General features: G+C 72.8%; 16 protein-coding genes. All 16 read left to right on the forward strand.

Annotated elements, in window-relative coordinates:
- The first annotated feature begins 481 nt into the window (after positions 1 to 481).
- Positions 482 to 1,780, forward strand: a complete 1,299-nt coding sequence (locus ABEE00_RS05430) for an aminotransferase class I/II-fold pyridoxal phosphate-dependent enzyme (protein WP_345744090.1) — start codon at positions 482 to 484, stop codon at positions 1,778 to 1,780.
- Positions 1,777 to 3,189 (forward strand): FAD-dependent oxidoreductase, encoded by a 1,413-nt coding sequence (locus ABEE00_RS05435; protein WP_345744091.1) that lies wholly within the window; start codon positions 1,777 to 1,779, stop codon positions 3,187 to 3,189. Before ABEE00_RS05430 ends, ABEE00_RS05435 begins: the two co-directional genes overlap by 4 nt.
- Positions 3,190 to 3,193: 4 nt before the next feature.
- Positions 3,194 to 3,928, forward strand: a complete 735-nt coding sequence (locus ABEE00_RS05440) for an SDR family NAD(P)-dependent oxidoreductase (protein ID WP_345744092.1) — start codon at positions 3,194 to 3,196, stop codon at positions 3,926 to 3,928.
- A gap of 60 nt (positions 3,929 to 3,988) precedes the next feature.
- The gene (locus ABEE00_RS05445; protein ID WP_345744517.1) at positions 3,989 to 5,041 is read left to right on the forward strand and encodes a UDP-glucuronic acid decarboxylase family protein; all 1,053 of its coding nucleotides are present in this window, start codon (positions 3,989 to 3,991) and stop codon (positions 5,039 to 5,041) included.
- Positions 5,038 to 6,270: a pyridoxal phosphate-dependent aminotransferase gene (locus ABEE00_RS05450; RefSeq protein WP_345744093.1), complete on the forward strand. Its 1,233-nt coding sequence runs from the start codon at positions 5,038 to 5,040 to the stop codon at positions 6,268 to 6,270. The genes ABEE00_RS05445 and ABEE00_RS05450 overlap by 4 nt, the downstream gene beginning before the upstream one ends.
- Positions 6,270 to 7,199 carry an EamA family transporter RarD gene (gene rarD, locus ABEE00_RS05455; protein WP_345744094.1) on the forward strand — a complete coding sequence of 310 codons (930 nt, stop codon included), beginning with the start codon at positions 6,270 to 6,272 and terminating at the stop codon, positions 7,197 to 7,199. Before ABEE00_RS05450 ends, rarD begins: the two co-directional genes overlap by 1 nt.
- 72 nt (positions 7,200 to 7,271) lie before the next feature.
- Positions 7,272 to 8,606, forward strand: coding sequence for a UDP-glucose dehydrogenase family protein (locus tag ABEE00_RS05460; protein WP_345744095.1), 1,335 nt, complete (start codon positions 7,272 to 7,274; stop codon positions 8,604 to 8,606).
- A 174-nt stretch (positions 8,607 to 8,780) separates the two neighbouring features.
- Positions 8,781 to 9,551, forward strand: a complete 771-nt coding sequence (locus ABEE00_RS05465) for an acyl carrier protein (protein ID WP_345744096.1) — start codon at positions 8,781 to 8,783, stop codon at positions 9,549 to 9,551.
- The gene (locus tag ABEE00_RS05470) at positions 9,551 to 10,486 is read left to right on the forward strand and encodes an SDR family NAD(P)-dependent oxidoreductase (protein ID WP_345744097.1); all 936 of its coding nucleotides are present in this window, start codon (positions 9,551 to 9,553) and stop codon (positions 10,484 to 10,486) included. The genes ABEE00_RS05465 and ABEE00_RS05470 overlap by 1 nt, the downstream gene beginning before the upstream one ends.
- A gap of 2 nt (positions 10,487 to 10,488) precedes the next feature.
- The gene (locus ABEE00_RS05475; protein ID WP_345744098.1) at positions 10,489 to 17,370 is read left to right on the forward strand and encodes an SDR family NAD(P)-dependent oxidoreductase; all 6,882 of its coding nucleotides are present in this window, start codon (positions 10,489 to 10,491) and stop codon (positions 17,368 to 17,370) included.
- Positions 17,367 to 18,356 carry an NAD-dependent epimerase/dehydratase family protein gene (locus ABEE00_RS05480; RefSeq protein WP_345744099.1) on the forward strand — a complete coding sequence of 330 codons (990 nt, stop codon included), beginning with the start codon at positions 17,367 to 17,369 and terminating at the stop codon, positions 18,354 to 18,356. The genes ABEE00_RS05475 and ABEE00_RS05480 overlap by 4 nt, the downstream gene beginning before the upstream one ends.
- A complete protein-coding gene (locus tag ABEE00_RS05485; protein WP_345744100.1) occupies positions 18,353 to 20,173 on the forward strand; it encodes a DegT/DnrJ/EryC1/StrS family aminotransferase in 1,821 nt (606 codons plus the stop codon). Before ABEE00_RS05480 ends, ABEE00_RS05485 begins: the two co-directional genes overlap by 4 nt.
- Positions 20,170 to 20,871, forward strand: coding sequence for a hypothetical protein (locus ABEE00_RS05490; RefSeq protein ID WP_345744101.1), 702 nt, complete (start codon positions 20,170 to 20,172; stop codon positions 20,869 to 20,871). Before ABEE00_RS05485 ends, ABEE00_RS05490 begins: the two co-directional genes overlap by 4 nt.
- 2 nt (positions 20,872 to 20,873) lie before the next feature.
- Positions 20,874 to 22,181 carry a glycosyltransferase gene (locus tag ABEE00_RS05495; RefSeq protein ID WP_345744102.1) on the forward strand — a complete coding sequence of 436 codons (1,308 nt, stop codon included), beginning with the start codon at positions 20,874 to 20,876 and terminating at the stop codon, positions 22,179 to 22,181.
- 28 nt (positions 22,182 to 22,209) lie between these two features.
- On the forward strand, positions 22,210 to 22,989 hold the full coding sequence (locus tag ABEE00_RS05500) for a ribulose-phosphate 3-epimerase (protein WP_345744103.1): 780 nt from the start codon (positions 22,210 to 22,212) through the stop codon (positions 22,987 to 22,989).
- Positions 22,990 to 23,070: 81 nt separating this feature from the next.
- Positions 23,071 to 24,381, forward strand: coding sequence for a UDP-glucose dehydrogenase family protein (locus ABEE00_RS05505; RefSeq protein WP_345744104.1), 1,311 nt, complete (start codon positions 23,071 to 23,073; stop codon positions 24,379 to 24,381).
- The last annotated feature ends 74 nt before the right edge of the window (positions 24,382 to 24,455 follow it).

Consider the following 24,455-nt stretch of genomic DNA (forward strand, 5'->3'; position numbering starts at 1 on the left):
CTCGCTGAATACGCGCTGTTGGCGGGAGCGCGGATTGTCCTGCCTCATTCAAACCGTACGCTGTGCGGTATTTCTCGCGGGGGAAGATGTCCTGACGTCCGGACCGGACGCGAGATGCGCAAGGTGCCAGTGCGGCCTGTCGGAAGGCGAACTGGCCATATTTTCTGCGGTCATTGCTCCGGCGGATTCGGCCGGGTTAAGTTGTCACTTCAACCGCCTAACAGTGCGGTGTACTTTCTGGCGTTCACGGGGGAACGCGCATATGACGCCATCTTCACGCATGCATGCATGCTCTTACGGGGTCGGCAGTGCCGTTTTCCTGCGACTCCTTCCTCATGGTTACGGGGCTGACGCGGACTGACCCTCCGCGCCCCGCATTCACGGCGCACGCGCACACGAAAGCACGTGCGCGAACGCATGCGCACGCGCCGTAAGTCAGCCATGTCCAGCGGTATCCGACCCATTCTCGAGGTCTCATTCCATGGCATCAACACCCGGGTCCACCCGGCTCAGGAACACGCCCTTCGTCATCAAGGAATCATCCGCCCAGTACGCGCGCGCCATCGGCAGCGATCTGATGCAGGTGAGCATCACAGGGCGCAAAGGGAAGAGCGTCTTTCTTCCCGACGGGCGCGACGTGGTCGAGTTCGTCAACTGCTCCTATCTCGGGCTCGATCTGCACCCGCGCGTGATCGCGGCGTCGAAGTCGGTGGAAGAGGAGTGGGGCATGAACTTCTGCTGCGCCCGCTCACGCTTCTCCATCGAGCCGCAACGGCTGCTGGAGGAGGAGCTGTCCGCCCTTTACGGGGGCCGCGCCATCACCTTCCCCTCGACCACCACCGCGCACATCTCGCTCATGCCGCTCCTCGCGAGCGGCGTGCTCTTCGAGGAGGGCGAGACGCGCAAGACCTGCCTGATCTTCGACCAGTTCGCGCACTCGTCCATGCAGTACCTCAAGCCGGTGCTGGCCGCCGAGGCGACCGTGGAGACGGTGCGCCACAACGCGCTCGACGAGCTGAGGCAGCAGGTCACGGCCGCGCAGAAGCGAGGAGAGATCCCCGTCTACGTGGCCGACGGCATCTACTCGATGGGCGGCCTGTGCCCGGCGCGTGAACTCCTGGACATGGCCGAGGAATTGGACTTCTTCCTCTATGTGGACGACGCGCACGGGCTGGGGATTTTCGGGGAGCGGGGCGAGGGGCAGTTCCTCAGCCAGGTCGAGGGCGCCGTTCCCGACCGCGTCATCCTGACCTATTCGCTGTCCAAGGGATTCGGCGCGTACGGCGGCGGGCTGCTCGTGCAGGGCGAATGGCGGGAGCAACTGATCCGTTCCTACGGGCAGGTGTACGCGTTCTCCGCGGCGCAGACCTTCCAGGCCGTGTACGCCTGCCGCGCCGTGGTGGAGCTGCATCACGAAGGAGCGATCTCCCCCTTGCAGCGGACCTTGCGCGAGCGGGTGGGTCTCTTCGACGAACTCATGGGGCAGTCGCTTCCGTTCAGCCCCATTCGCATGGTGCCGATCGGGGACGAGGAGAGCGCGCTGCGGGCCGGCGAGGAACTCCTCGACGCCGGCTACTACGCCTCCGTCGTCTTCTTCCCCATCGTGCGCCGCAAGTCCGCGCAACTGCGGCTGTGCATCGCCGCCAACCACACGGAGGACGACATCAACGGCGTCGCCGCCGCGCTCAAGCGCGTACACGCGAAATACGCGACGACCAGTGCGAACGGAACAACCGCCGGAAACGGGAAAGCTGCCGTGAACGGGGAGGGTGCCAAATGAAGCGCAGGGAAGTCCATGTGGTGATCGGCGCCGGCGTCGCCGGATGCCTCGCCGCCATCACGCGCAGCCGCGCGGGGTACGAGGTCATCGTGCTGGAGAAGCAGCAGTCGCTCTCCGCCGACACCTACCCGGTGTGCACGCAGACCAGCAACATCGTGAGTGAGAACCACAGCGGGGCCGAGTATCCCTTCGACCCGCAGAGCGCGCGGGACTGCCTGGACGGGCGCATCGAGAACGAGCGCTTCTTCCCCGAGGTGATCTACGGCGGCAAGACCTACAGCCGCATCATCGCCTCGCAGAGCATGATGGACGACGGCCACGACATCGTCGGCCAGTGCCGCGCCAACATGGACGTCATCCGCGCGCACTACGCCCAGCGGTGCGAAGAGGACCCGGCGAACGCCGTATTCGGAGAGCCCGCGGACATCTGCCGCGAGATTCCTGACGTGAAGGGCGTCCACGACGTGGCCGCCGGATTCCTGACCCCGCAGCGCGGCATGAATCCGGTGCTCGTCTCCACGGTGCTGGAGTGGGAACTCCGGCAGTGCGGGGTGGATTTCCGCGAGGGCAGCACTGTGGATGCGGTGAACCGCCGCGCGGACGGACGGTACGAGGTCTCCTACACGGCGGCCGACGGCACCGGGCACACCCTGGTGGTGGACCAGGTCAGCCTCTGCTCCGCCACGGCGGCGTTCGGCATGGCGAAGCGGCTCAACCCGGGTATCGAGTTCCCGAAGCTGTTCATGGCCCTGCGGGAAATCCTCTATGTGGACCTCCCCGAGGGCACGGACAAGAACTTCACCTGCCTCAAGCTGGAGGACTCCTACGGGGGCATGCTCAGCCCGCTCAACGAGCACGTGGCGATGATCTACCACCCGCCGGCCGCGCACATGATGAACCTCGTCATGGACCCGGCCTCCTGCGCATTCCCGGCCGAATACGCGCGGTATCTCGCCGAGGGCCACCCGGAGATGCGGGAGCGGGCCGAGCGCACGGTGAACAGGCTGCGGGACTTCTATCCGGAGCTGAGCAGGTCCGAGATCCTCGGGACCTATCTCAAGGTCGCCATCAACACGGTCTCGGACTCGCGGATGCGCCGGAACATCGGCGTCTTCGGCGTGCGTTCAGGGGCCACGATGACCGTGTTGCCCAAGTGGACGATGTGCGCGGTGAACGCGAAGAAGGAACTGGCGCTGGCTCTGGAGCACTCCCGGATGGCCGGAAACATGGCGGCCGAGGAGATCCCTGAGATTCTCGCGGGCGCGACACGTACCTGCTGGGAGACGGAGCCCGACTGGGCGCGGAAGCCGGAATCGCTGACCGCCCGCGCGACCAAGCACGCGGCCGATATGCAGGTGCCCGAGGTGCTTGCGCACAGGTTCGGCCCGGGTCCGGACGAGGGGGAGTGAGCGCATGCCAGGGCAGACCATTGTGATCACCGGTGCCGGAATGGGCATCGGCGCGGAGACGGCCCGGCGGCTCGCCCCCGGGAACAGGCTCATTCTGCAGTACCGCACCTCGAAGGCCGGAGCCCTCGCCCTGCAGGAGGAGCTGGCGCGGATCAGCGAGGACACCGATGTGGTCGAGGCGGATCTGACCACGGACGCGGGCTGCGTGGCGCTGTCCGAGGAGATCGGCAAGCGCACCGAATCGCTGGACGTCCTCGTGAACAACGCGGGCGGAATGCTGGAGCGGCAGGCGGTGGACGAGCTGACCTGGGAGCACCTGGCGGCGACGTTCGCGCTGAACACCTTCTCGGCGATGCGGATGACCAGCCTGTGCACCGGGCTCCTGCGGCGCGGCACCCGTCCGTGCGTGGTGAACGTGACCTCGATCGCCATGCGTCACGGGGCGCCGAGCGCGACCGCGTACGGCGCGTCCAAGGCGGCGCTGGACGCCTTCACCCGGGGCGCGGCCAATGAACTCGCCCCGGACATCCGCGTCAACGCGGTGGCGCCCGGAATCATCGACACGCGATTCCACGAGCGCGTGACACCCGAGGCGAAGATGCGGCAGTTCATCCAGAACACCCCGCTCCAACGCGCGGGAACGGTGGCCGATGTCGCGCACACGGTCGCGTATCTCGTCGGGAACACCTTCGTCACCGGAGAGACCGTCGACTGCAACGGCGGCCTCTCGATGCGCTAGCCGCTGCCGCGGCGCCTCGGAAACCTCTGTCGCTTGACTTACCAGAAAGGCAATCCGCCCATGCGTCAGCGCATTCTTGTCACGGGTGGCGCCGGATTCATCGGGTCGCATCTCTGCGAGCGGTTACTCGATGACGGCCATGAAGTCGTCTGCATGGACAACCTGTTCACCGGGCGCCGCCGCAACATCGGCCATCTGCTCGGCAACGTCCACTTCGAATTCGAGCGGCACGACGTCGCCGAGCCGTTCCACATCGAGGTGGACCGGATCTACCACCTCGCCTGCCCGGCCTCGCCCGTGCACTACCAGCGCAATCCCGTACGCACCATCCGCACCTGCGTGCAGGGCACACTTAACACCCTGGAGCTGGCCCGCGAAACAGGCGCCCGGCTCTTCGTCTCCTCCACCTCCGAGGTGTACGGGGACCCCGAGGTGCACCCCCAGGAGGAGAACTACTGGGGGCACGTCAACCCCATTGGCCCGAGGGCCTGTTACGACGAGGGGAAGCGCTGCGCCGAGGCGCTCTCGGTGAGTTTCGCGCGGCAGTACGGCGTGCAGGTGCGGCTGGGTCGGATCTTCAACACGTACGGGCCGCGGATGCACGAGAACGACGGCAGGGTGGTCTCCAATTTCACCGTGCAGGCACTCCGCGGCGAACCCCTCACCCTCTACGGCGACGGGAGCCAGACGCGTTCCCTGTGCTATGTCGACGATCTCGTCGAGGCCATCGTCCGCTTCATGGAGTCCGAGACAGGACCCGAGCCGGTGAATCTCGGCAATCCGCGCGAGACGACCGTCGGGCAGATCGCGAGGGACATCCAGCGCATCGCCAACTCGCCCTCCGGGATCGCATTCCGGCCGCTTCCCGAGGACGACCCCACCCGCCGCCGCCCCGACATCTCGCGCGTGGGCGCGCTGCTCGGCTGGGAGCCCAAGGTCGACCTGGAGGAGGGGCTGCGCCGTACGATCGCGGACTTCTCCGCCCGGCTGGCCATGGCCGACGCGCGGCGCGCGGCGAACGGCGGGGCGGGGCGGGCAGCGAACGGCGCGGCGCCGCAGGTCACGGACGGCGAGGCGCAGCCGTTCGCAGCGTGGCAGGGGGCCGCACGATGACGGCCGCCCCGATCGGCCCCACGCTGACCGCGCCCGCCTCCCACTTCATAGCCGACCGCCTCCGCGGCCTCGCCCAGTCCGACATCCGGCGGATGAGCAAGGAGAGCGACCGGGCCGGGGCGGTCAACCTCGGGCAGGGGCTCTGCGATCTGCCGACCCCGCCGGCCGTCGCCGAGGCGGCCAAGGCGGCGATCGACGCGAACGAGAGCATCTACACCTATCCCGAGGGGCACCTCGCGCTGCGCCGCGCGATCGCCGAGAAGGTGGCCCGGGACAATGGCCTGCGGGCGGACCCCGAGGGCGAGGTCGTGGTCACGGTGGGCGCGACCGGCGCGTACGCCGCGGCGGTCAACGGGCTGCTCAACCCGGGCGACGGCATCCTGATCATGGAGCCGTACTACGGCTACCACGTGAACGGGGCGGTCATCGCCGGGTTGGAGCCGCAGTTCCTGACCCTCGCGCCCCCGGAGTTCACGCTCACCGAGCAGGCGCTGCGCGCGGCGCTGCGGCCCAACACCCGCGCGGTCGTGGTGTGTTCGCCGGCCAATCCGAGCGGCAAGATGTTCGGCCGCGCGGAGCTGGAGGCGGTCGCGCGGGTCGCGCACGAGCGGGATCTGCTGGTGATCAGCGACGAGATCTACGAGTACATCCGCTACGACGGGCGCCCGCACCTCTCGCCCGCCACGGTCGGGGACCTGCGGCACCGCGCGGTGACCATCATGGGCCTGTCCAAGACCTTCAGCATCACCGGCTGGCGGCTCGGGTACGCGGTGGCACCCGAGCCGCTGGCCCGGGCGATCGCGCTGGTCAACGACCTGTACTACGTGTGCGCTCCGAACCCCTTGCAGCGCGGTGTGCTCGCCGGATTCGCGCTGCCGCCCTCGTACTTCGCCGGGCTCGCCTCCGCATACCAGCGCAAGCGCGACCGGTTGTGCGGGGCCCTGGACGCGGCGGGCATGTCGCCCGTCATACCGGACGGTGCCTACTACGTGCTCGCCGACGTCTCCGGCTGGGGGTACGGCAGCGCACGCGCGGCGGCGATGGCGCTGCTGGAGGAGGGAGGAGTGGCCGCCGTGCCGGGGAGCGCCTTCTACCAGGGCGCGGCGGGCGAGGGCCTGCTGCGCTTCTGCTTCGCCAAGGAGGACGCGGCGATCGAGGAGGGCTGCCGGCGGATACGCCGCTTCCGACCGGGAGCGGGCCGGCCGTCGCAGGTGGGGCGGATCCCGTAATGAACGCCACCCGGCAAGGGGTCCTCTACGGCATCGGCGCCTACGTACTGTGGGGCCTGTTCCCGCTGTACTTCCGGCTCCTGGAGGGCTCCAGCGCGCTGGAGATCCTGCTGCACCGCCTCCTGTGGACCCTGCCGGTCTGCCTGCTGGTGGTGGCGCTCACCGGCGCACTCCGCCAACTGCGCGCCGTGGTCGGCGAGCGTCGGCGGATGGCGGGCCTGGCGGCCGCGGCCGGCTTCCTCGCGGTCAACTCGGGCACGTACGTGTACGCGGTGAACTCCGGCCATGTGATCGAGGCTTCGCTCGGGTACTTCATCAACCCGCTGCTCACCGTGGCGCTCGCGGTGCTGGTCCTGCGCGAGCGGCTGCGGCCCCTGCAATGGGTCGCCGTCTCCATGGGCGTGCTGGCCGTGCTCGTCCTCACCGTCGACTACGGGCGGCCGCCGTGGATCGCGCTGGTCCTCGCCGGCTCCTTCGCCTCGTACGGACTGATCAAGAAGCGGGTGGGCGCCGGCGTCGGGGCGATCGTCGGGCTCACGGCGGAGGCGCTCACCCTCGCCCCGGTGGCCGCGGGCGGGCTCGTCGTCTATGCGGCCACCGGGCGCGGCACGTTCACCGTCGACGGGCCCGTGCACGCCGTGCTGCTCGCCGCGGGCGGGGTGACGGTCGCCAGTCCGCTGCTGCTGTTCGCGGCGTCGGCCCGGCGCATCCCGCTCACCACGATCGGACTGCTGCAATATCTGACCCCGGTGCTGCAACTGCTCATCGGGGTCCTGCTGTTCCACGAGGCGATGCCCGCCTCGCGGTGGGGCGGATTCGCCCTGATCTGGATCGCCCTGGCCCTGCTCAGCGCCGACGGACTGCGCGGGCGGGCCCAGGAGGGGAAGCCACGGGAGCCACGGCCGCAGGAGGAACAGGCCGCCGCGTGACCGCCACCGAGCTCCGCGTGACCGCCACCGACTTCAAAGAACACCGAGCTCAAGGAAAAACGGGGGAAAACTGTGAACACCAAAGCCGTCACCGTGATCGGCACCGGCTATCTGGGCGCCACCCACGCGGTCTGCATGGCGGCACTCGGATTCGAGACCCTGGGCATGGACGTGGACCCCGAGAAGATCGAGGCCCTGTCCGCGGGCCACCTCCCCTTCTACGAGCCGGGCCTCGAACCGCTCCTGCGCGGCCAACTGGCCTCGGGACGGCTGCGGTTCACCACCTCGTACGAAGAGGTGGCCGCCTTCGCCGACGTGCACTTCTCGTGCGTGGGAACCCCGCAGCGCCCCGACGGACCCGGCGCCGACCTGCGCTACGTGGAGGCGGTCGTGGACGGGCTCGGCCCGCATCTGACGCGCCCCTGCCTCCTGGTGGGCAAGTCCACCGTGCCGGTCGGCACGGCCGAGCGGCTGGGCTCGCGGATCGCCGAACTGGCCCCCGCGGGGCGGGAGGCGGAGGTCGCGTGGAACCCGGAGTTCCTCCGCGAGGGCTTCGCCGTGCAGGACACGCTGCGCCCCGACCGGCTGGTCTTCGGGGTCGCCTCCGAGCGCGCCGAGCGGCTGCTGCGCGAGGTGTACGCGCCGCTGCTGGCACCGGCCGACGGCGCGGCTCCTGTGCCCCTGGTGGTCGCCGACCCGGCAACGGCCGAGCTGGTCAAGGTCGCGGCGAACTCCTTCCTGGCCACGAAGATCTCCTTCATCAACGCCATGGCCGAGGTGTGCGAGGCGGCGGGCGCCGACGTCCTGCCGCTGGCCGAGGCGCTGTCCTACGACTCCCGCATCGGCTCCCGCTTCCTGCGCTCCGGCGTCGGCTTCGGCGGGGGCTGCCTGCCCAAGGACATCCGCGCGTTCATGGCGCGGGCCGACGAGCTGGGCGCTGGCCGGGCCGTGGGGTTCCTGCGCGAGGTGGACGAGGTCAATGAGCGGCGGCGTACGGCGGTCGTCGACCTGGCCCGGGAGCTCGGGGGCGCCTTCCCCGGGCGGCGGGTCGCGGTGCTCGGCGCCGCGTTCAAGCCCGACTCGGACGACATCCGCGACTCGCCGGCGCTCGCCGTGGCCGACCGGATCCAGCAGCTCGGGGCCGAGGTCACCGTGTACGACCCGAAGGCCATGGACAACGCGCGCAAGGCGTTTCCCGCGCTGACCTTCGCCGAGTCGGTCACCGAGGCGGCGGCCGGGGGCGATGTGCTGCTGCACCTCACCGAGTGGCCGGAATTCCAGGGCATCGACCCGTACGGGCTCGGCGAGGCGGTGGCCCGGCGGCGGATCGTCGACGGCCGCAACACCCTGGACGCCGCACGCTGGCGCGCGGCGGGCTGGGACTACCGGGCGCCGGGGCGCGCCTGAGCAGACCCGCGTAGCAACTCCTGAACACCTCACCGCCCGCTGACGGCCGCCGCCGTCCGCGGGCGCCTTGGATTCTCTTTGGATTTTCCTGGGTGGGCTCCGACCACGATGAGCCTGCCGGTGCGGAGCCCGCGCCGGTCCTCCGTACGCGTGCCCGATGCAAGGAGAATCCGGATGACGACGGACAACGGCACCGCTCCCGCTGGACGGGACGCCTCGGACCCGGCGGTCGCGCTCTCGCTCAAGGTTCTCTTCGGCGACGCCTTCGTGGCAGGGCTCGAACCGGCCTTTCTGGAGTCGTTCGTGACCCGCGGCCCCACCTGGGGCCGGGTGCTCAAGGCCCTGTGGGAACTCTCGGCAGGACAGGGCGTCCAGGACGTGACGACCGGCGCCCACGGCCCGGCCGGCCTCCACACCGCGAGCGTCGACGCCGTACGCGATCCCGCACCGGTCCAGGCGGCCCCGCCTGCGGAAACGCCCGCCCAGCCGGCTCCCGCCCAGCCGGCTCCCGCCCAGCCGGCTCCCGCGCCCGCTCCCGAAGCCAACGGCAACGGCACCAACAACGCCAACGGCACCAGCAACGGCAACGGCGCTGACACCGCCACCAGCCGCTTCGAGGTCTTCGACCCCGCGCTCGACTCCGTACAGACGCCCGCGCTGCGCGCCGAGCCGTGGACGTACGAGGAGGTGCGGGACGCGCTCGTCGCGCTGCTGGAGGAGGCCACCGGCTATCCGGCCGAGGTCCTCGACGACGACGCGGACCTGGAGGCGGACCTCGCCATCGACTCCGTGAAGCAGGTCGAGGCGCTGGGCGCGCTGCGGGAGCGGTACGGGCTGACGCTGGAGGACGACTTCGCCATCCGCGACTACCGCACGATCCGCAAGGCGTCCTCGTACATGCTGGAGCGCCTGAACAGCGAGCGCGTCAGCGCGGCGGGCAACTAGTGGCGCCCGACCCGCAGGCCGGGGCGGAGCCCGGAGCGCGGCGGCGCCGCTTCGAGGGCCAGGTCGCACTCGTCACCGGCAGCAGCCGCGGCTACGGCCGCGCCCTCAGCCGCGCGCTCGCCGCCGAGGGCGCCTCGCTCGTGCTCAACTCCCGCCGCAGTCCGGTGGACGGGAAGCGGCTGGCGGCCGAGCTCCGCGAGACGGGCGCCGAGGCGGTGTACGTGGCGACCGACATCGGCGAGGAGGCGAACGTACGGGAGCTGGCGGCGCTGGTGGAGCGGCAGTTCGGCCGCGTCGACATCGTCGTGCACAACGCGGCCAGCGGTTTCGAGCGGTCGATCGAGGCGACCACGTGGCCGGAGTTCGAGCAGGCCATGCGGGTCAACACGTACGCGCTGATCTCGCTGGCGCGGCACTTCGGACCGCTCTTCCCCGGCCGCGGCAAGTTCCTCTACGTCTCCAGCCTCGGCGCGGGGATGGGCATCGCCGGGTACGGGGCGATCGGCGCTGCAAAGGCGGCGAGCGAGGCCGTGGTCAGGTCGCTGGCGCTGGAGTGGGCGCCGCGCTTCCAGGCCAACAGCGTCCGCCCGAACCTCATCCCCAGCGTCTCGCTGCGCTCCTTCAGCTGGGCCGACACCCTGTGGAAGCTCCTCGACGAGGAGTCGCCGCTCGGCGTCCGCGAGGAACTCGGGCAGCTCGTGGACGTCGCCCTGTGGCTGTGCAGCGCGGACTCCGACTACGTGACCGGGCAGTCCATCAACGTCGACGGCGGCTGGTCCACGACCTTCTGCCGCGACGGGCTGACCACGCCCGACCGCCCGCCGGCGGGAGTCCGGCGGGCCGCGCCCGAGGCCGTGCCGGAAGCCGCATCCGAGATCCGAGCCGAGACCCGAGCCGAGAGCGGCCCGCGTGCCGCCGCGCCGCGGGAGGAGTGACGATGCCCCGACCGTTCCAGCCCGTCGCGATCGTGGCGGCGACCTGCGTCCTGCCGGGCGCCCGCACCCTGGACGACCTGTGGGGGCTCTTCGAGCGGGAGGAGACCGCGATCGGCCGCCTCCCCGAGGACTGGCCCGACCGCGACCTGTACGGGGCGCCGGACGGCGTGCCGGGCTCGGGCTTCGGCGACAAGGCCGGCAACGGGTCCCCCGGTGGGTCCGCCAAGGGATCCCCCAACACGTCCCGCACCGACACCGCCGCGCGCGTGGACCCGTGGGAGTTCTCCCGCCCGCCGCGGCTGCCCCCGAAGCAGGCCGCGCAGCTCGACCCCACGCACCGCATGGCGCTGGAGACCGGGCAGCGGATCGTGGAGCAACTGGAGGACGTCTGGCTGCCCCGCGACCGCACCGGCGTGTGGGTGGCCAACACCTGCGGCGCGCCCGAGACCCAGTTCCAGATGCTCCGCTCGCTGACCAACGAGCGCTGGGCGCACCGCGCCGCGGCGCACAGCCCCCAACTGGCCGACACCATCGCGGAGTTCCGCGACGCGTACCGCCGGCGACATCCGCATCCGCGCGAGGACGGCGCGGCCAACGGGAACATCGTGTGCGGCCGCATCGCGAACTACTTCGACCTGCGCGGGCCGCAGATGTCCCTGGACGCCGCCTGCGCCGGGTCCATGGCGGCGCTGCGCTACGCGTGCCTGTCCCTGGAGGACGGCTCGGCCGACATGGCGTTCGTGGCCTCCATCGGTACGCAGACCACGGCGCAGCTCGTCCTCGGTTCCGCGGCGCGCGCGCTCTCGCCCGGCGCGTCCTTCCCCTTCGCGCGGGACGCGGACGGCGCCGTACTGGGCGAGGGCGCCGTGATGCTCGCCTGCGTCCGCGCGGAGGACGCCGAACGGCACGGACTGCGCACGCTCGGCGTGATCCGCTCCATCGGCTCCAGCGTGAACGGCCGCGGCGAGTCCCCGTGGTCGCCCTCGGAGGCCGCCGAGCGGCTCGCGATCACCAGGGCGTGGGAGGAGGGGGAGTTCAGCCCCGAGGGCCCCGAGGGCCGCATCGACTACATCGAGGCGCACGGCGCGGCCACCCCTGACGGCGACCGCACCGAGCACGCCGCGATGCTCGCCACCTACGGGAAGGCCGCAGACCAGGGCCCCGTGCCCTTCGGCTCGGTGAAGTCCGTGGTCGGGCACACCGTGGAGAGCGCGGGCCTGGCCGGAGTGCTGCGCGCGCTGTACGTGTTCGGCACCGGTCGCGTACCGCCCACCGTCGGGGTGCGCGAACCCGCCCCCTTCCTGGCGGCCGACAGCCACCGCCTGCGGCTCGCCGTGCAGGGGGAACCCCTCCCGGACGACCCCTCGGGCGCGGACCGCCTGCGCCGCGTGGCCGTCAGCAGTTTCGGCGTCGGAGGGCTCAACTACCACGCGCTGCTGGAGTCCGGCCTCGCGCCGGGCGCCACCGTCCGGCGCGCACCCGCGTCCCGCGAGCCGGTCGCGGTCGTCGGCGTGTCCGCCGTGATGCCCGGCGCGCCGGACAGCGCGGGGGTGTGGGAGCACCTGCGTACGGGGACGGCGGTACGCGATCGACTGGCCGATCACATACCGGACTTCGCCCTCTTTCACCACCCCGACGTGTCGCAGCGCGACCGCACCGTCTGCCCGGTCGGCTCCGTCGTGGACCCCGGGCCGCTGCGGGAGCCGATGCGCTGGCGGGTGCCGCCGAAGCGGGCCGAGCGGCTGTTCCCCGACCACGTCCTGCTGCTCAACGCGGCCTCGCAGCTCGTGGAGCAGGACGTGCTGCCCTCCTCTCCCGCGGCCCTGCGGCGTTCGGGCGTCTACATCACCGACACCATGGACACCGACGGCAGCAACCGCCTCCTCGCCGGCATCCACTTCGCGCGCTGGTGGTCCGAGCTGCGCGCGGCCCTGGAGGGGACCGCGAGCCTCGCCGACCTGGACGCGCTCGAAACAGGGCTGCGCGACGACCCTGGCCTGGGGCTGCGCGCGGTCACCGAGGACGACGCGATGGCGGGGCAGGGCGTGCAGGGCGCGGCCCGCGTCGCCTCCGGGCTCGAACTGGGCGGCGCCGCGGTCGCCGTGAACTCCGCCTGCGCCTCGGGCTTGGCCGCGCTGTCCCTGGCGATGCAGGAACTGCGGGCCGGAACACTGGACTTCGCCCTGGTCGGCGGCGCCAGCCTCGGCGTCGACGAGGTGAACCAGGTCGCGCTGTCCGCCATCGGCGCCCTCAGCGCCGGCGGCTGCGGGCGGCCCTACGACGAGCGCGCCGACGGCTTCGTGGTCGGCAGCGGCGCCGCGTGGTTCGCGCTCAAGCGACTCTCCGACGCCCGGCGCGACGGCGACCGCGTGCTGGCCGTCGTGCGCGAGTGCGCGGGCGGCAGCGACGGCAAGGGCCGCAGCCTGCTGGCGCCCTCGCGCGAGGGGCGGCACGAGGTGATCAGCCGCACCTTCCGGCGCGCGGTGCTGGATCCGCGCACGGTGCAGTACGTGGAGGGGCACGGGGCGGCCAACGTACTCGGCGACTCCTCCGAACTGGAGGCCGTCGGCACGGCGATGGGCACCCCGAGCAGCCCCGTCATGGTCGGCAGCATCAAGGGCAACTACGGCCACCTCAAGGGCCCCGCGGCGCTCGCCGGGCTGCTCAAGGTGGTGCTGTGCCTGAACCACTGCACGCTCGTGCCGACCGCCGGCTATGCGCGCAGGGGCGAACTGCCCGGCGTGGACGACCGGCTGGTGCGCGTGCTCGACAGGTGCGTGCCGTGGCCGGAGAACGGTTCGCAGCCGCGGCGCGCGTCCGTCAACGCCTTCGGCCTCGGCGGCACCAACTTCCACGCGATCGTGGACGAGGCGCCCGCCCCGCCGCCCGAGGAGGCGGAGCAGGACGAGCCGGAGCAGGACTCCGTACCGCTGCGGCTCGCCGCGTCGAGCCCCGAGGAACTGGCGCGGCGCCTCGCTGAGTCGGCGCCCTCGCGTACGGAGGAGGGCGCCGATGCCGCGGAGGAGCAGGGGAGCGCATGGCGTGCGGCCCTCTTCGTACGGGGCGGGAAGGCCGAGCGGGCCGGGCGTGCCGGGCTGGCCGCGCGGATCGGGGCCCGCGCGGCGGACGTGCCCTGCGAGATGACCGACCTCGGCGCCTGGTCGGGCCCGGCGGCGCGTAGCGGTCCCGTGATCGCGCTCTTCCCCGGTCAGGCCGGTGCGCAGAACTTCGACTCGGTCGCGTGGCTGGCCGGCCTGGCCCCGTACGGGCCCGCTGCGCTGCGGGAGTTGGAGGACGTGCTCGGCGCGCCAGGGCGGACCATCGGCCGCGCGCTGCGCGAGGGGGACATCGGGGGGCTGGGCGCGCTGCGTTCGCGCTCCGGTACGTCGCAGGTGCTGGGGCTGCTCGCCTCGTACCTGGTCTGGCGGTGGTTCGCGGACCGGGCCGGGGAGCAGCCGGTGGCCGCGCTCGGGCACAGCGCGGGGGAGTTCGCCGCGCTGGTCGCGGCGGGCAGCCTGAGCCTGGCCGACGGGCTGCGGGTGTGCTGGGAACGCGGCCGCTACGCCGAGGAGGCGGCCGCCGGCCGGAAGGGACTGATGGCCGCGGTCTTCGCCGGGCCCGAGAGGGTGCGGGAGCTCCTCGCGCCCGTGCCCGAGGCGTTCCTCGGTACGGTCAACGGCTCGAAGTTCTGCGTGGTGTCGGGTTGGGAGGAGCCGGTACGCGGCGTCCTGGAACGGTGCCGTGACCTCGGCATCTCCTCCACCCCGCTCGACATCGGCCTGCCCTTCCACACCCCGCTGCTGGCGGAGGCGGCCGGTCGCCTGCGGGTCTTGCTCGACGGCTTGGACCTGCGCCCGCCGCGCACCCCGGTGTACTCCGCCCTCCACGAGGGCCCGTACTTGGAGGACGTCACCCCCGACACCGTCCGCACCGCGGTCGCCGCGCTCTACACGGAGCCCGTACGCCTGGACCACCTCCTCACCCACGCCCGCCGCGCGGGCGCCCGCCGTTTCGTGGAGTGCGGCGCGGGCCGCTCCCTCAGCCGCTCGGTAGCCGCGGTCCTCCCCGCCTTCCCGCACCTGGCGCTCGCGGGGGTGACCAGCCCTGAGGAGGGGGTCGGGCGGTTGGGGGCGGGGTTGTGGGTGGCGGGGTTGAACGAGGGCGGCCCGGCCGCCGCCGTGCGCGACCTGGCACTCGCCGAGCACAACCCGGCCGCCGAGTCCCAACACACCCCCCGATTCGAGGCGTTCACCCCCGTACCCGTTCCGGTGCGTCCGTACGAAGGCGGGGACTGGACCGGTGTGTCCGTGCTCGTCGTGACGGCGCGTGGTGGAGCGTTGGGCGGGGAGATGGTGCGGGCCCTGGAGGCGGCGGGGGCCCGGGTGGGCTCGGCCGATGTCGCGGAACTGGCCGGTACGGGAGAGGCCGTGGGCGCCGCGGGGATCGCGGAGCGGGTGCGGGGCGCGGCAGGGGAGCGGTGGGTCGTGTGGGCCTCGCCGCCGGAGGCCGTGCCCGCGGGGGAGGGGGCTGACGCTCCGCGCACCATGGCTGAACTCGCCTGTATGCGGACCGTGGTGAGTGGGCTTGCCGAGGGCTGGGAGCGGTACGGGGCCGGCGGGCTCGTGGTGGTGACGGGGACGGACGGCAGGTTCGGGCACGCCCGTTCGCCGCTGGAGCCGACCGGGGGAGCGCTGGCCGGCTTCGCGCGGGCGCTCAGCCACGAACACCCCGAGGCCGGCATCGTGCTGGCCGACGCGGGGCGCGACCTGCGCCCCGCGGCCGCGGCCGACCGGCTCGCCGCTCTGGGACGCCCTCCGTCCGGCCACCACGAACTGGGTCTCAGCAGCACGGACTTCTGGGCACCCGAGCTGACCCCCGTACCGCTCTCCGGGGGCACCGACGGGTTGCTCGACGCCTTGCGGGAGCCGGACGCCGCGGTCCTCGTCTCCGGCGGGGCCACCGGCATCCTCGCGCACATCCTCTGCACGGCCGCCGAACGTCTCCAGGGGGACGGGGGCACCGGGGCGACCTCCTCGTACCCCGGCCGGCTCGTCCTCCTCAGCCGTACCGCACCGGCCGACGACCCCGTACCCGACCTCGCCGCCGCACTCGACCGGCTGCGCGGCGAGAAGGGCCGGCGGCTCGTGGCCTGGCGGAAGGAGAACCCGGGGCGCTCGCTGCACGCGTTCGAGCGCGAATGGCGGCGCACCCTGCACGGCGTCGAGGCACGCGCGACGCTGACCCGGCTGCGCGCGGCCGGCCTGCGGGCCGAACACGCCGCGGTGGACGTGTGCGACGGACGCGCGGTCCGCGCGCTCGGGGAGCAACTGCGCCTGGACGGCGTGCACATACGTACCCTCGTGCACGGCGCCGGCATCGAACGTTCCAGCCGCATCACGGAGAAGCCCGCCGAGGAGTGGGAGGCCACGGCCGCGGTCAAGGTACTGGGCCTGCACCACCTGGTCGCCGCGGCGGGGGACGGGCTGCGTACGGTGATCGCGCACGGTTCCCTGTCGGGCTCGCTGGGCCTGCCGGGGCAGACGGACTACTCGGCGGCGAACGAGTACCTGGCCAAGGCGGTCGTACGGCTGCGGGCCGAACGCCCCGGCGTGGTCGCCCAGTACATCGGCTGGCCCGCCTGGGACCGCGTCGGCATGGCCGCCGACCGCGAGACTAAGCGGCGCCTGGAGGGCATGGGCCTGCACTACATGCCGCCCGAGCGCGGCGCCGAATTGGCCCTCGCCCTGGCGGCCGGAGCCGCCGTCCTCCCGCCCCACATCACGGTTTTGCCGGTACCGGTGCCTCCGCTGGCGGCGGCGCGGGCGGCACGGCACCGTTCGGGTTCCGACGGCGTGGGTTCCGGCGGCACGGCCGCCAACCGCCCGGGTTCCCATGACCCGAGCCCCAACGGTCCAGCCGAAGGCGCACGTTGGTGGCTCGTGGACACGGTGAGCTGGGACGACGCCGGTACGAGCGCGCGGGTGATGCGGCAGTACGACACCGCCGACCCGCGCGACGCGGAACTGGGCGACCACCGGGTGCGCGGCAACATCCGCGTGGCCGGCGTGCAGATCGTGGAGCAGTTCGCCGAGGCGTACGCCGCGACCCGCCCGGAGGGGCAGGGCGCCTCGGCGGGGCTGGAGCTGCGCGATGTGCGGCTGCGGCAGGGGCTGGTGACCTCCACCAGCGGGCGTCGCCCGGTCACCGTCCTCGTGGACCACCGCCCCGACGGGAGCGCGGAACTCCGGTTGGAGACCAGCCCGTTGCTGCCCGGCGACTTCCCGGGCCCCGGCACCGTGCTGCTGGCCACCGCGACCGCCGCCCCGCTCGCCGAGGACAGCCCCACACCCGGCCCCGTCGCAGCGGAGGGAGCAGACACGTGTACGGGCGGCGGGCCCGACTTCCCCAACCCACCCGACAACCCCGACCCCATCGCCCTGGCCGCCAACCTAGGCATCACCTACGGCGGCCGCTTCACCACCGAAGTCAGCGTCACCCACCACCCCGCCTTCGACGCGGGCATCCGCTTCACTTGCCCGCCGCCACCGTCCCGGCACGGCCGCGCGCTCACCGACCCCGCCGCGCTGGACATCGCCATCCGGACCATCTCCGGTGCCGCCGTCCGCGTCCCGGACGCCGAACAGGGGCTGCCCAGCGCCTTCGAGCGCGTCGTACTGCACCCCGGATGCGAGCAGCGCGCGGGGGACGGCGCCGAGCGCCGCGCCTTCGCCTCGGCGCGCCGGCAAGGCGGATACGACGTCGTACTGACCGACCGCCAGGGCAGCCCGCTGGTCTCCATCGAGGGGCTGCGGCTCACCTCACCTTCCGACGGCGCCACGCCACCACCCACCCCCCGCACCACGCTTCAAGGAGCTGAACAGTGAACGAACGCGTACTGATCACCGGTGGCACCGGGCTCATCGGGCACGCGCTGGCGCGCAGGCTGGCCGGTCGGGCGGGGCATGTCACCGTCACGGCGGCCGACTTACCCGAGCCGCCGGTGCCCTCCGGCGGCGGGCCGCTCAGCGAGCGGATCATGCGGCTGCGCCGGGAGCGGGTGGCGGAGTTCGCCCGCGTCGTACCGGTGGACGTTCGAGCGGCGGAGGCCGTGTCCGCGCTGGTCCAGGAGGTGGACCCGACCGTCGTCGTGCACCTGGCCGCCATCTCGGTGGCCGACGACGCGGCGCGCGACGACCGGCTCACCACCGACGTCAACGTGGGCGGACTCCGCAACGTCCTCGACGCGCTCGCCGGCCGCGGCACCCGGCTGGTGTTCGTGTCCTCCAGCTTCGTCTACGGCGACTTCGAGACGCCGGTCATCGACGAGCGCCACCCGCTGCGGCCGCGCGGCCCGTACGGGGTGACGAAGTTCCAGGGCGAGCAGATGGTGCGCAACGCGAGCGCGCTGGGCGGCATGCCCTCGGTGGTCATCCGCCCCTCCGCGGTGTACGGGCCGTACGACTCCAACCGCAGGATCGTGCAGAAGCTCCTGGAGGAGGCGCGCGAGGGCACGCCGAGCACCCTGCGCGGCGCCGACGGCTCGCTGGACTTCACGTACGTGGACGACCTCGCCGCCGGTCTCGAACTGGCCGCCTTCCACCCCAAGGCGCCGGGCCGCACCTTCAACCTCACGGCGGGCAAGGGCCGTTCGCTGCGCGAGCTCACGGAGATCCTGCGCAGGCACTTCCCCGGCCACACCGCGTACGAGGCACCGGCCGACCCGACCCGCCCCCGGCGCGGCACCCTCGACATCGGCCACGCCCAGATGGTGCTGGGCTACGCGCCCGCATGGGACCTGGAGTCGGGGGTCGAGTCGTACGCGGCCTTCTACCGCGAGCTGGAGAATTCGCGTACGGGGGAGGCCGCGTGAGCCCGGAGAAGGAAACCCCGGAGACGGAAACCCCGTCCGACATCCGCGTCCTGCATCTCCTGCCGCGCGCCGAACGCGCCACGGCCGAGCGCGTGTCCGCGCTCGCCACCGCCCTGGCCGCAGAGGGAGTACGCAGCGAGCTCCTGCTCGGCCACCCCGCGGGACAGCCCCTCGCCGACCTGGGTGTGGGGAACGTTCCCGGCGTCACCGTGACCACCTTCCCGTGGGAGGGCGAGGGGCCGGGGCTGGCCGAGGCCCTGCGCCTGCTGCTGGAGCGGCTGGGCAAGGGCGCGGAGCACGACCTCGTACACGCCCACGACCCCCTCTACGGCCCGCAGCTGGCGGCGGTCGCCCGCTCGCTCACGGGCACGGACTTCCTCACGACGGCGTACGAGGCGGGAGCGGGCCAAGCGAACGCGGGTGAACGCCCCGGGCCCGCGCCCGACTTCGGCCTCGCGCTCCTCGTGCCGGACGCGGCGGCCCGCGACCGGCTCGCCGCCGAGGCGCCCGGCACCCCGGTGTACGTCATGCCCGACGCGGAAACCGGCCCGGACACCGGCGCGGATACCGGCCCAGATACCGACGCTCCTGCCCCCACCAGCACCTGCCCCGACCGCCACCACGCCCTCTACACCGCCCTCGCCGCAGGCCACACCCCCCGCGAGGGCGAGGGCCCGGAGGAGACCGTGCGCATGGCCCTCCCCGACATGACCGGCGCAGAAGCGGGCGCGGCGGCCGGCGCGCTGTACTCCGCGAAGCTGAGCGCCGGCCCCCATGTCGAGGGCTTCGAGCGGGAGTTCGCGGAGTGGCACGGGGTGCAGCACGCCGTGGCCGTGAACTCCGCCGCCGCCGCGCTCTTCGCCTCCCTTCGCTGCGCGGACATCCGCGGCGAGGTCCTGGTGCCCTCCTTCACCTGGGCGGCCACGGCCAACGCCGTGGTGGCGGCCGGCGCGACCCCGGTGTGGGTGGAGGTCGACGAGGACACGCTCGGCCTCGGGCCCGACGCCGTCGCCGCCGCGGTCGGCCCCCGTACGGAGGCGGTCCTGCCGGTGCACTACGCGGGCCACCCCTGCCGGATCGCCGAGCTGGCCGAACTCTGCCGGGGCAACGGCCTGCTGCTGATCGAGGACGCGGCCGAGGCCGCGGGGGCGCGCCAGAACGGCGCCCCGGTCGGCAGCTTCGGCGTCGGCTGCTTCAGCTTCTACGGCACCAAGAACATGACGACCGGCGGCGAGGGCGGCATGGTCACCACCGGCGACTCCGCCTTCGCCGCCCGGCTCAGGACGCTGCGCGCGCACGGCATGCGCCCGGTGCCGGGAGCCGCGTACCCGTGGAAGAAGGAGGCCGTCGTCCCCGGCTACAACTTCCGCATGCCCGAACCCCTGGCAGCGGTGGGCCGCCGCCAGTTGGAACGGCTTGAGGACATGAACGCGCGCCGCCGCGCGGTGGCCGCGCACTACGACGCGCTGCTCGCCGAGCGCCTGCCCGAGCGGGTGCGCCCGCACCGCGAACTGCCCGGATTCGCGCACGTCTACCACATGTACGTGGTCAGGCTGCGGGACGGCTCGGTGCGGGACGAGGTGGTCGCCGCGGTGCGCGCGCGAGGGGTGGAGTCCTCGGTCCACTTCGACCCGCCCGTGCACCGGCACGCCTATTACCGGGAGCGCTACCCCGTACTGCCGGGCGCACTGCCCGTCACCGACGCGGTCGCCTCCGAGGTGGTCACGCTGCCGCTCTACACGGGCATGCCGGAGGCCGCCGTGGAACGGGTGGTCGAAACGCTCGCCCGGGCCCTGGACGAGGCGGGGGCGCGATGACGACGGCCAACGGCTCCCCGCGCGTGTGGGGCGCCCGCGTGTTCGCGCCGCCCGGTCACGCGCCGCCCGTGCGGATGCCCGCGCTGTGGGGCCGGTCCACCGACATGGTCCTCGGCCTCATCGACTGGGTGCATGCCCACGTACGGAAGGTCGAGCCGGACGAGCAGTGGCTGAAGGAGCGGTACGTGCGCCGCTCGGTGCTGGAGATCCTCGCCGAGGGCACCACCTTCTGCCTGGGCCCCTGCCCCGAACGGACCGTCGTGGCCTCGGCCGTGCTCTCCCTGAACGGGGTCGGGCACCGGCTCGTGGCGCACGAGCGGCACGTTCCCGGGACGGGCCCGCCGATCGTGCACATGGCGCTGGAACTGGACTTGGACGAGGGGCCGTTCTGGCTGGACTTCACCATGTGGGAGACCAAGTTCATCCCCGGCGCCTACACCTTCCGCAAGGACATCGAGCGCACCATCGGCCTCACGCGCATCCAACTGCCGCCCGGCGACCTGCTGCTGCACGCCAAGCCCGACGACCTCGCCCACCTCGTACCCCGCAAGGAGTCCCAGCGGGAGGCGAAGGTCGAGTGGTACGTGCCCGACCTCGGGCACATCGACCCGCGGCTGCTGGAGGAGTACGTGATCTTCAGCCCCGAGGCCAGCCGCTACGAGCGCCGCCAGATCGCTCCGCGCCCCCACCGGAGGTAGCCGTGCACCTTCTCGTCGCCGGAAAGTCCGCCTACAGCCTGAGGTCCGGTGACACCACCGTGCCGATCACCCTGGCCGGGCACACCGCCCAGTTCACCCGCCCCCTCCTGTCCTGGGCGCGCGCCCGCGGCATGCGGGTCTCCTACGCCTACCCGCTGCGCCCCGCCGGGTGCCTGATGACCGACCCGTACGACGAGCTGCCCGAGGGTGTGCTGGAGGTCCCCTTCACCGACGTCGAGGCGGCCAAGGCCCCGCTGCACATCGGCTACCTCTCCCTGGAGGCCTCGCTGCGCCGGGCCGTCGAGGAGAACGGCGCGCTCGACTGGGTCTTCGTCCCGTACGCCTTCCCGCTGGCCCCGCTGCTGGTCTCGCTCAGGGAGAAGTACGGCTTCAAGCTGGCCCTCTTCCTGCGCGGCGGCGACGGCTACCAGTGGCTCGACCCGGACTGGGAGGGCGCGGTACGCGCGTACGGCGGCGCCGAACAGGCACGGCAGGCGTGCGCGCTCTACCGCGAGTCGCTGGAGGCGGCGGACTTCGTCGGCGCGGCCTCGCAGTGGCTCGGCTCCGTGGTGGAGAAGTTCGGCGGGCGCTGGGACGCGGTGGTGGAGTCGCCGGCCGCGATGGGGCCCGCGCACGCGCCGGGCGGGGACGGACTCCCCTGGGACAAGGGCGCGTTCCTCGCCGACCCCGGCGTCGTACCGCGCCACGGCCGCCCGGACACCGCACGCGCCTGGCTGCTCTCCGCCGGCCGCATCCACCCCGACAAGAACCTGGACCTGGCCGCCGACCTCTTCGCCCAAGCCGCACTCGACGGCTGGCAGCTCGTGCTCGCCGGCACCGGAGCGGAGGAGCACGGGACGGGCGGCGGCACGCTCACCCGGCTCGTGGAGGACGGCCGCGCCTGCGTGATCGAGGCGCCGCCGCGGGTGATCCACGCGCTGTTCCGGGTCAGCGACGCGTACCTGCAGACCTCGCTCCCCTCCGACACCTTCGTGGACGCCCGCCCCTCCTCGGTGACCTCGGCCGCCTTCCACGGCAAGCCGGTCGTCGTCCCGCTGGCGGAGGCCGGGGGAGTCGCCGAGAGCCTGTCGCCGGAGAACCTGCGCGCGTACGGATTCGACGCGCGGAACCTCCGCCCTGCCGACCCCGCCGACCGCGCGGAACTGGTACGGCGAGGCGCGGCCGCGGTCGGCGGACTGGCCGACGCGGGGAAGCGGGAGCGGGCCGGAGCCGCCAACGCCCGGCACGCGGCGGGCTCTTCGGTGGACGCCGTCTTCGACCGGGTGTGGGCCCGGCTGGGCGAGAGCTGAGGCGGCGGTGAACGGAGCGGAGGCGGGGATGCACGGAGTGGGGGCGGGCGTGATCGGGCCGGAGACGAGCTCCGCGCGCGAGGTGCTGATCTCCACCAGCATCCAGTCGGCCGACCAGGCCAGGCTCGCCGAGGCCGTGGACGCGGTCGGCACCTCCGACCGCATCCACCTCGACGTGATGGACAACCACTTCGTCCCGAGGATCACCGGCGGCCTGGCGGTGGCCGCAGCCCTGGTCCGGCACGGCGCGCTGCCCCTCGACTGCCACCTCCAGATCGCCGACCCCGACCGGTGGGCGCCCGCCTACGCCGAGGCCGGGGCGCGCGCCGTGAGCTTCCACGCCGAGGCGTCCCGCACACCGGTCACCACCCTGCGGTCGCTGCGCGCGGCAGGCGCGGAGGCCGGGCTCGCACTGAACCCCTCGACGCCGGTGGATGCCTACGCGCACCTGCTCGGCGAGGCCGACACCCTGCTGCTGCTCGCGGTCGAGCCCACCGCGTACGGCAGCGAACCCCTCATCGACCTGGTGCTGCCGCAGGTGCGCAGGGCACGGCAGTGGGCCGACGACCACCACCCCCGGCTGCGCGTGCAGATCGACGGCGGGGTGAGCGAGGAGACCGTCGAGCGGTGCGCCGAGGCGGGGGCCGACGTGTTCACGCCCGGCCTGTCGGTGTTCACGGCAGCCGACCCGGCCGCCGCGGTGACGGCACTGCGCGAGCGCGCCGAGCGGGGTCTCGTGCGCGGTTCCCGCGCGGGCGGGTCCCTCGCGAGCGGCCGCGGCGAATCCGTACGTACGCGGGCGAAGTGACGGCCGCACGAGGCGGCTGCACAGGGCACTGCTGCACGGGGCACGGCTGCACAGCACGACTGCACGAGAAGGAGGAGCGGAATGCGGATCACGGTGCTCGGGACCGGTTATCTGGGCGCGACACACGCCGCCTGCATGGCGGAGCTCGGCTACGAGGTGCTGGGCGTGGACGTGGACGCGGCCCGGATCGCCGCACTGGGCAGGGGCGAGGTGGACCTGTACGAGCCGGGGCTCGCCGAGCTGACCGCGCGCCATGTGGCCGAGGGCAGGCTGCGGTTCACCACCTCCTACCGGGAGGCGGGCGCCTTCGGCGACGTGCACTTCCTGTGCGTGGGCACCCCGCAGCAGGCGAGCTCAGGCGCGGCCGACCTGCGCCAAGTGCATGCGGCCGTGGGTGAGCTGGCGCCTCTGCTGCGGCACCCGTGTCTGGTGGTGGGCAAGTCCACCGTGCCGGTGGGGACGGCGGCCGGTATCGCGGCGCGGTTGAGCGGTTCGGCTCCCGCCGGTACCGACGTGGAGCTCGCGTGGAATCCGGAATTCCTGCGCGAGGGCAAGGCCGTGGACGACACGCTCAAGCCCGACCGGCTGGTGTTCGGCGCGGAGTCGGCCACCGCCATGGCCACCCTGCACAAGGTCTACGCGCCGCTCATCGACACCGGCACCCCGGTGGTCAGCACCAATTTCGCCACCGCCGAACTCGTCAAGACGGCCGCGAACGCCTTCCTCGCCACCAAGGTCTCCTTCATCAACGCCATGGCCGAGATCTGCGAGACCGCCGGCGCCGACGTGGTCCACCTGGCACGCGCGCTGGGCTACGACAGCCGGATCGGCGACCGCTACCTGCGGCCCGGGCTCGGCTTCGGCGGCGGCTGCCTGCCCAAGGACATCCGGGCCTTCCGCGCACGCGCCGAGGAACTGGGCACGGGACGCACCCTGGCCTTCCTGCGCGAGGTCGACGCGATCAACATGCGCCGCAGGCACCGCCTGGTCGACCTGGCGGCGCAGCAGTGCGGCGGGCTGCGCGGGCGCCGGGTGGCGGTGTTCGGCGCCGCCTTCAAGCCCGACTCGGACGACGTACGGGACTCGCCCGCGCTGTACGTGGCCTCAGCGGTCCAGCGGCGCGGCGCGCGCGTGACCGTGTACGACCCGAAGGCGAACCACAACGCGCGGCGCGAGTCGCCGGGACTGCGCTACGCCTCCTCGGCGACCGGGGCGGCCACCGGCGCCGACCTGGTGCTGCACCTGACCGAGTGGCGGGAGTTCCAGGACATCGACCCCGCGGCGCTGTCCCGGGTGGTCGCGGCCCAGCGCATCATCGACGGCCGCAACGCGCTGGACCCGGCCAAATGGAGGTCGGCGGGCTGGAGTTACCGCGCGCTGGGGCGGCCGTGAGGGGCGCGGTGCCCGCGCGGTCAGGGGCGTACTCAGGGGTGCGCTCAGGGGCGTTCTCGGGGGTGCTCTCGGGG

Origin of the sequence: Streptomyces odontomachicola, assembly GCF_039605595.1 — a bacterium.
GTDB lineage: Bacteria > Actinomycetota > Actinomycetes > Streptomycetales > Streptomycetaceae > Streptomyces.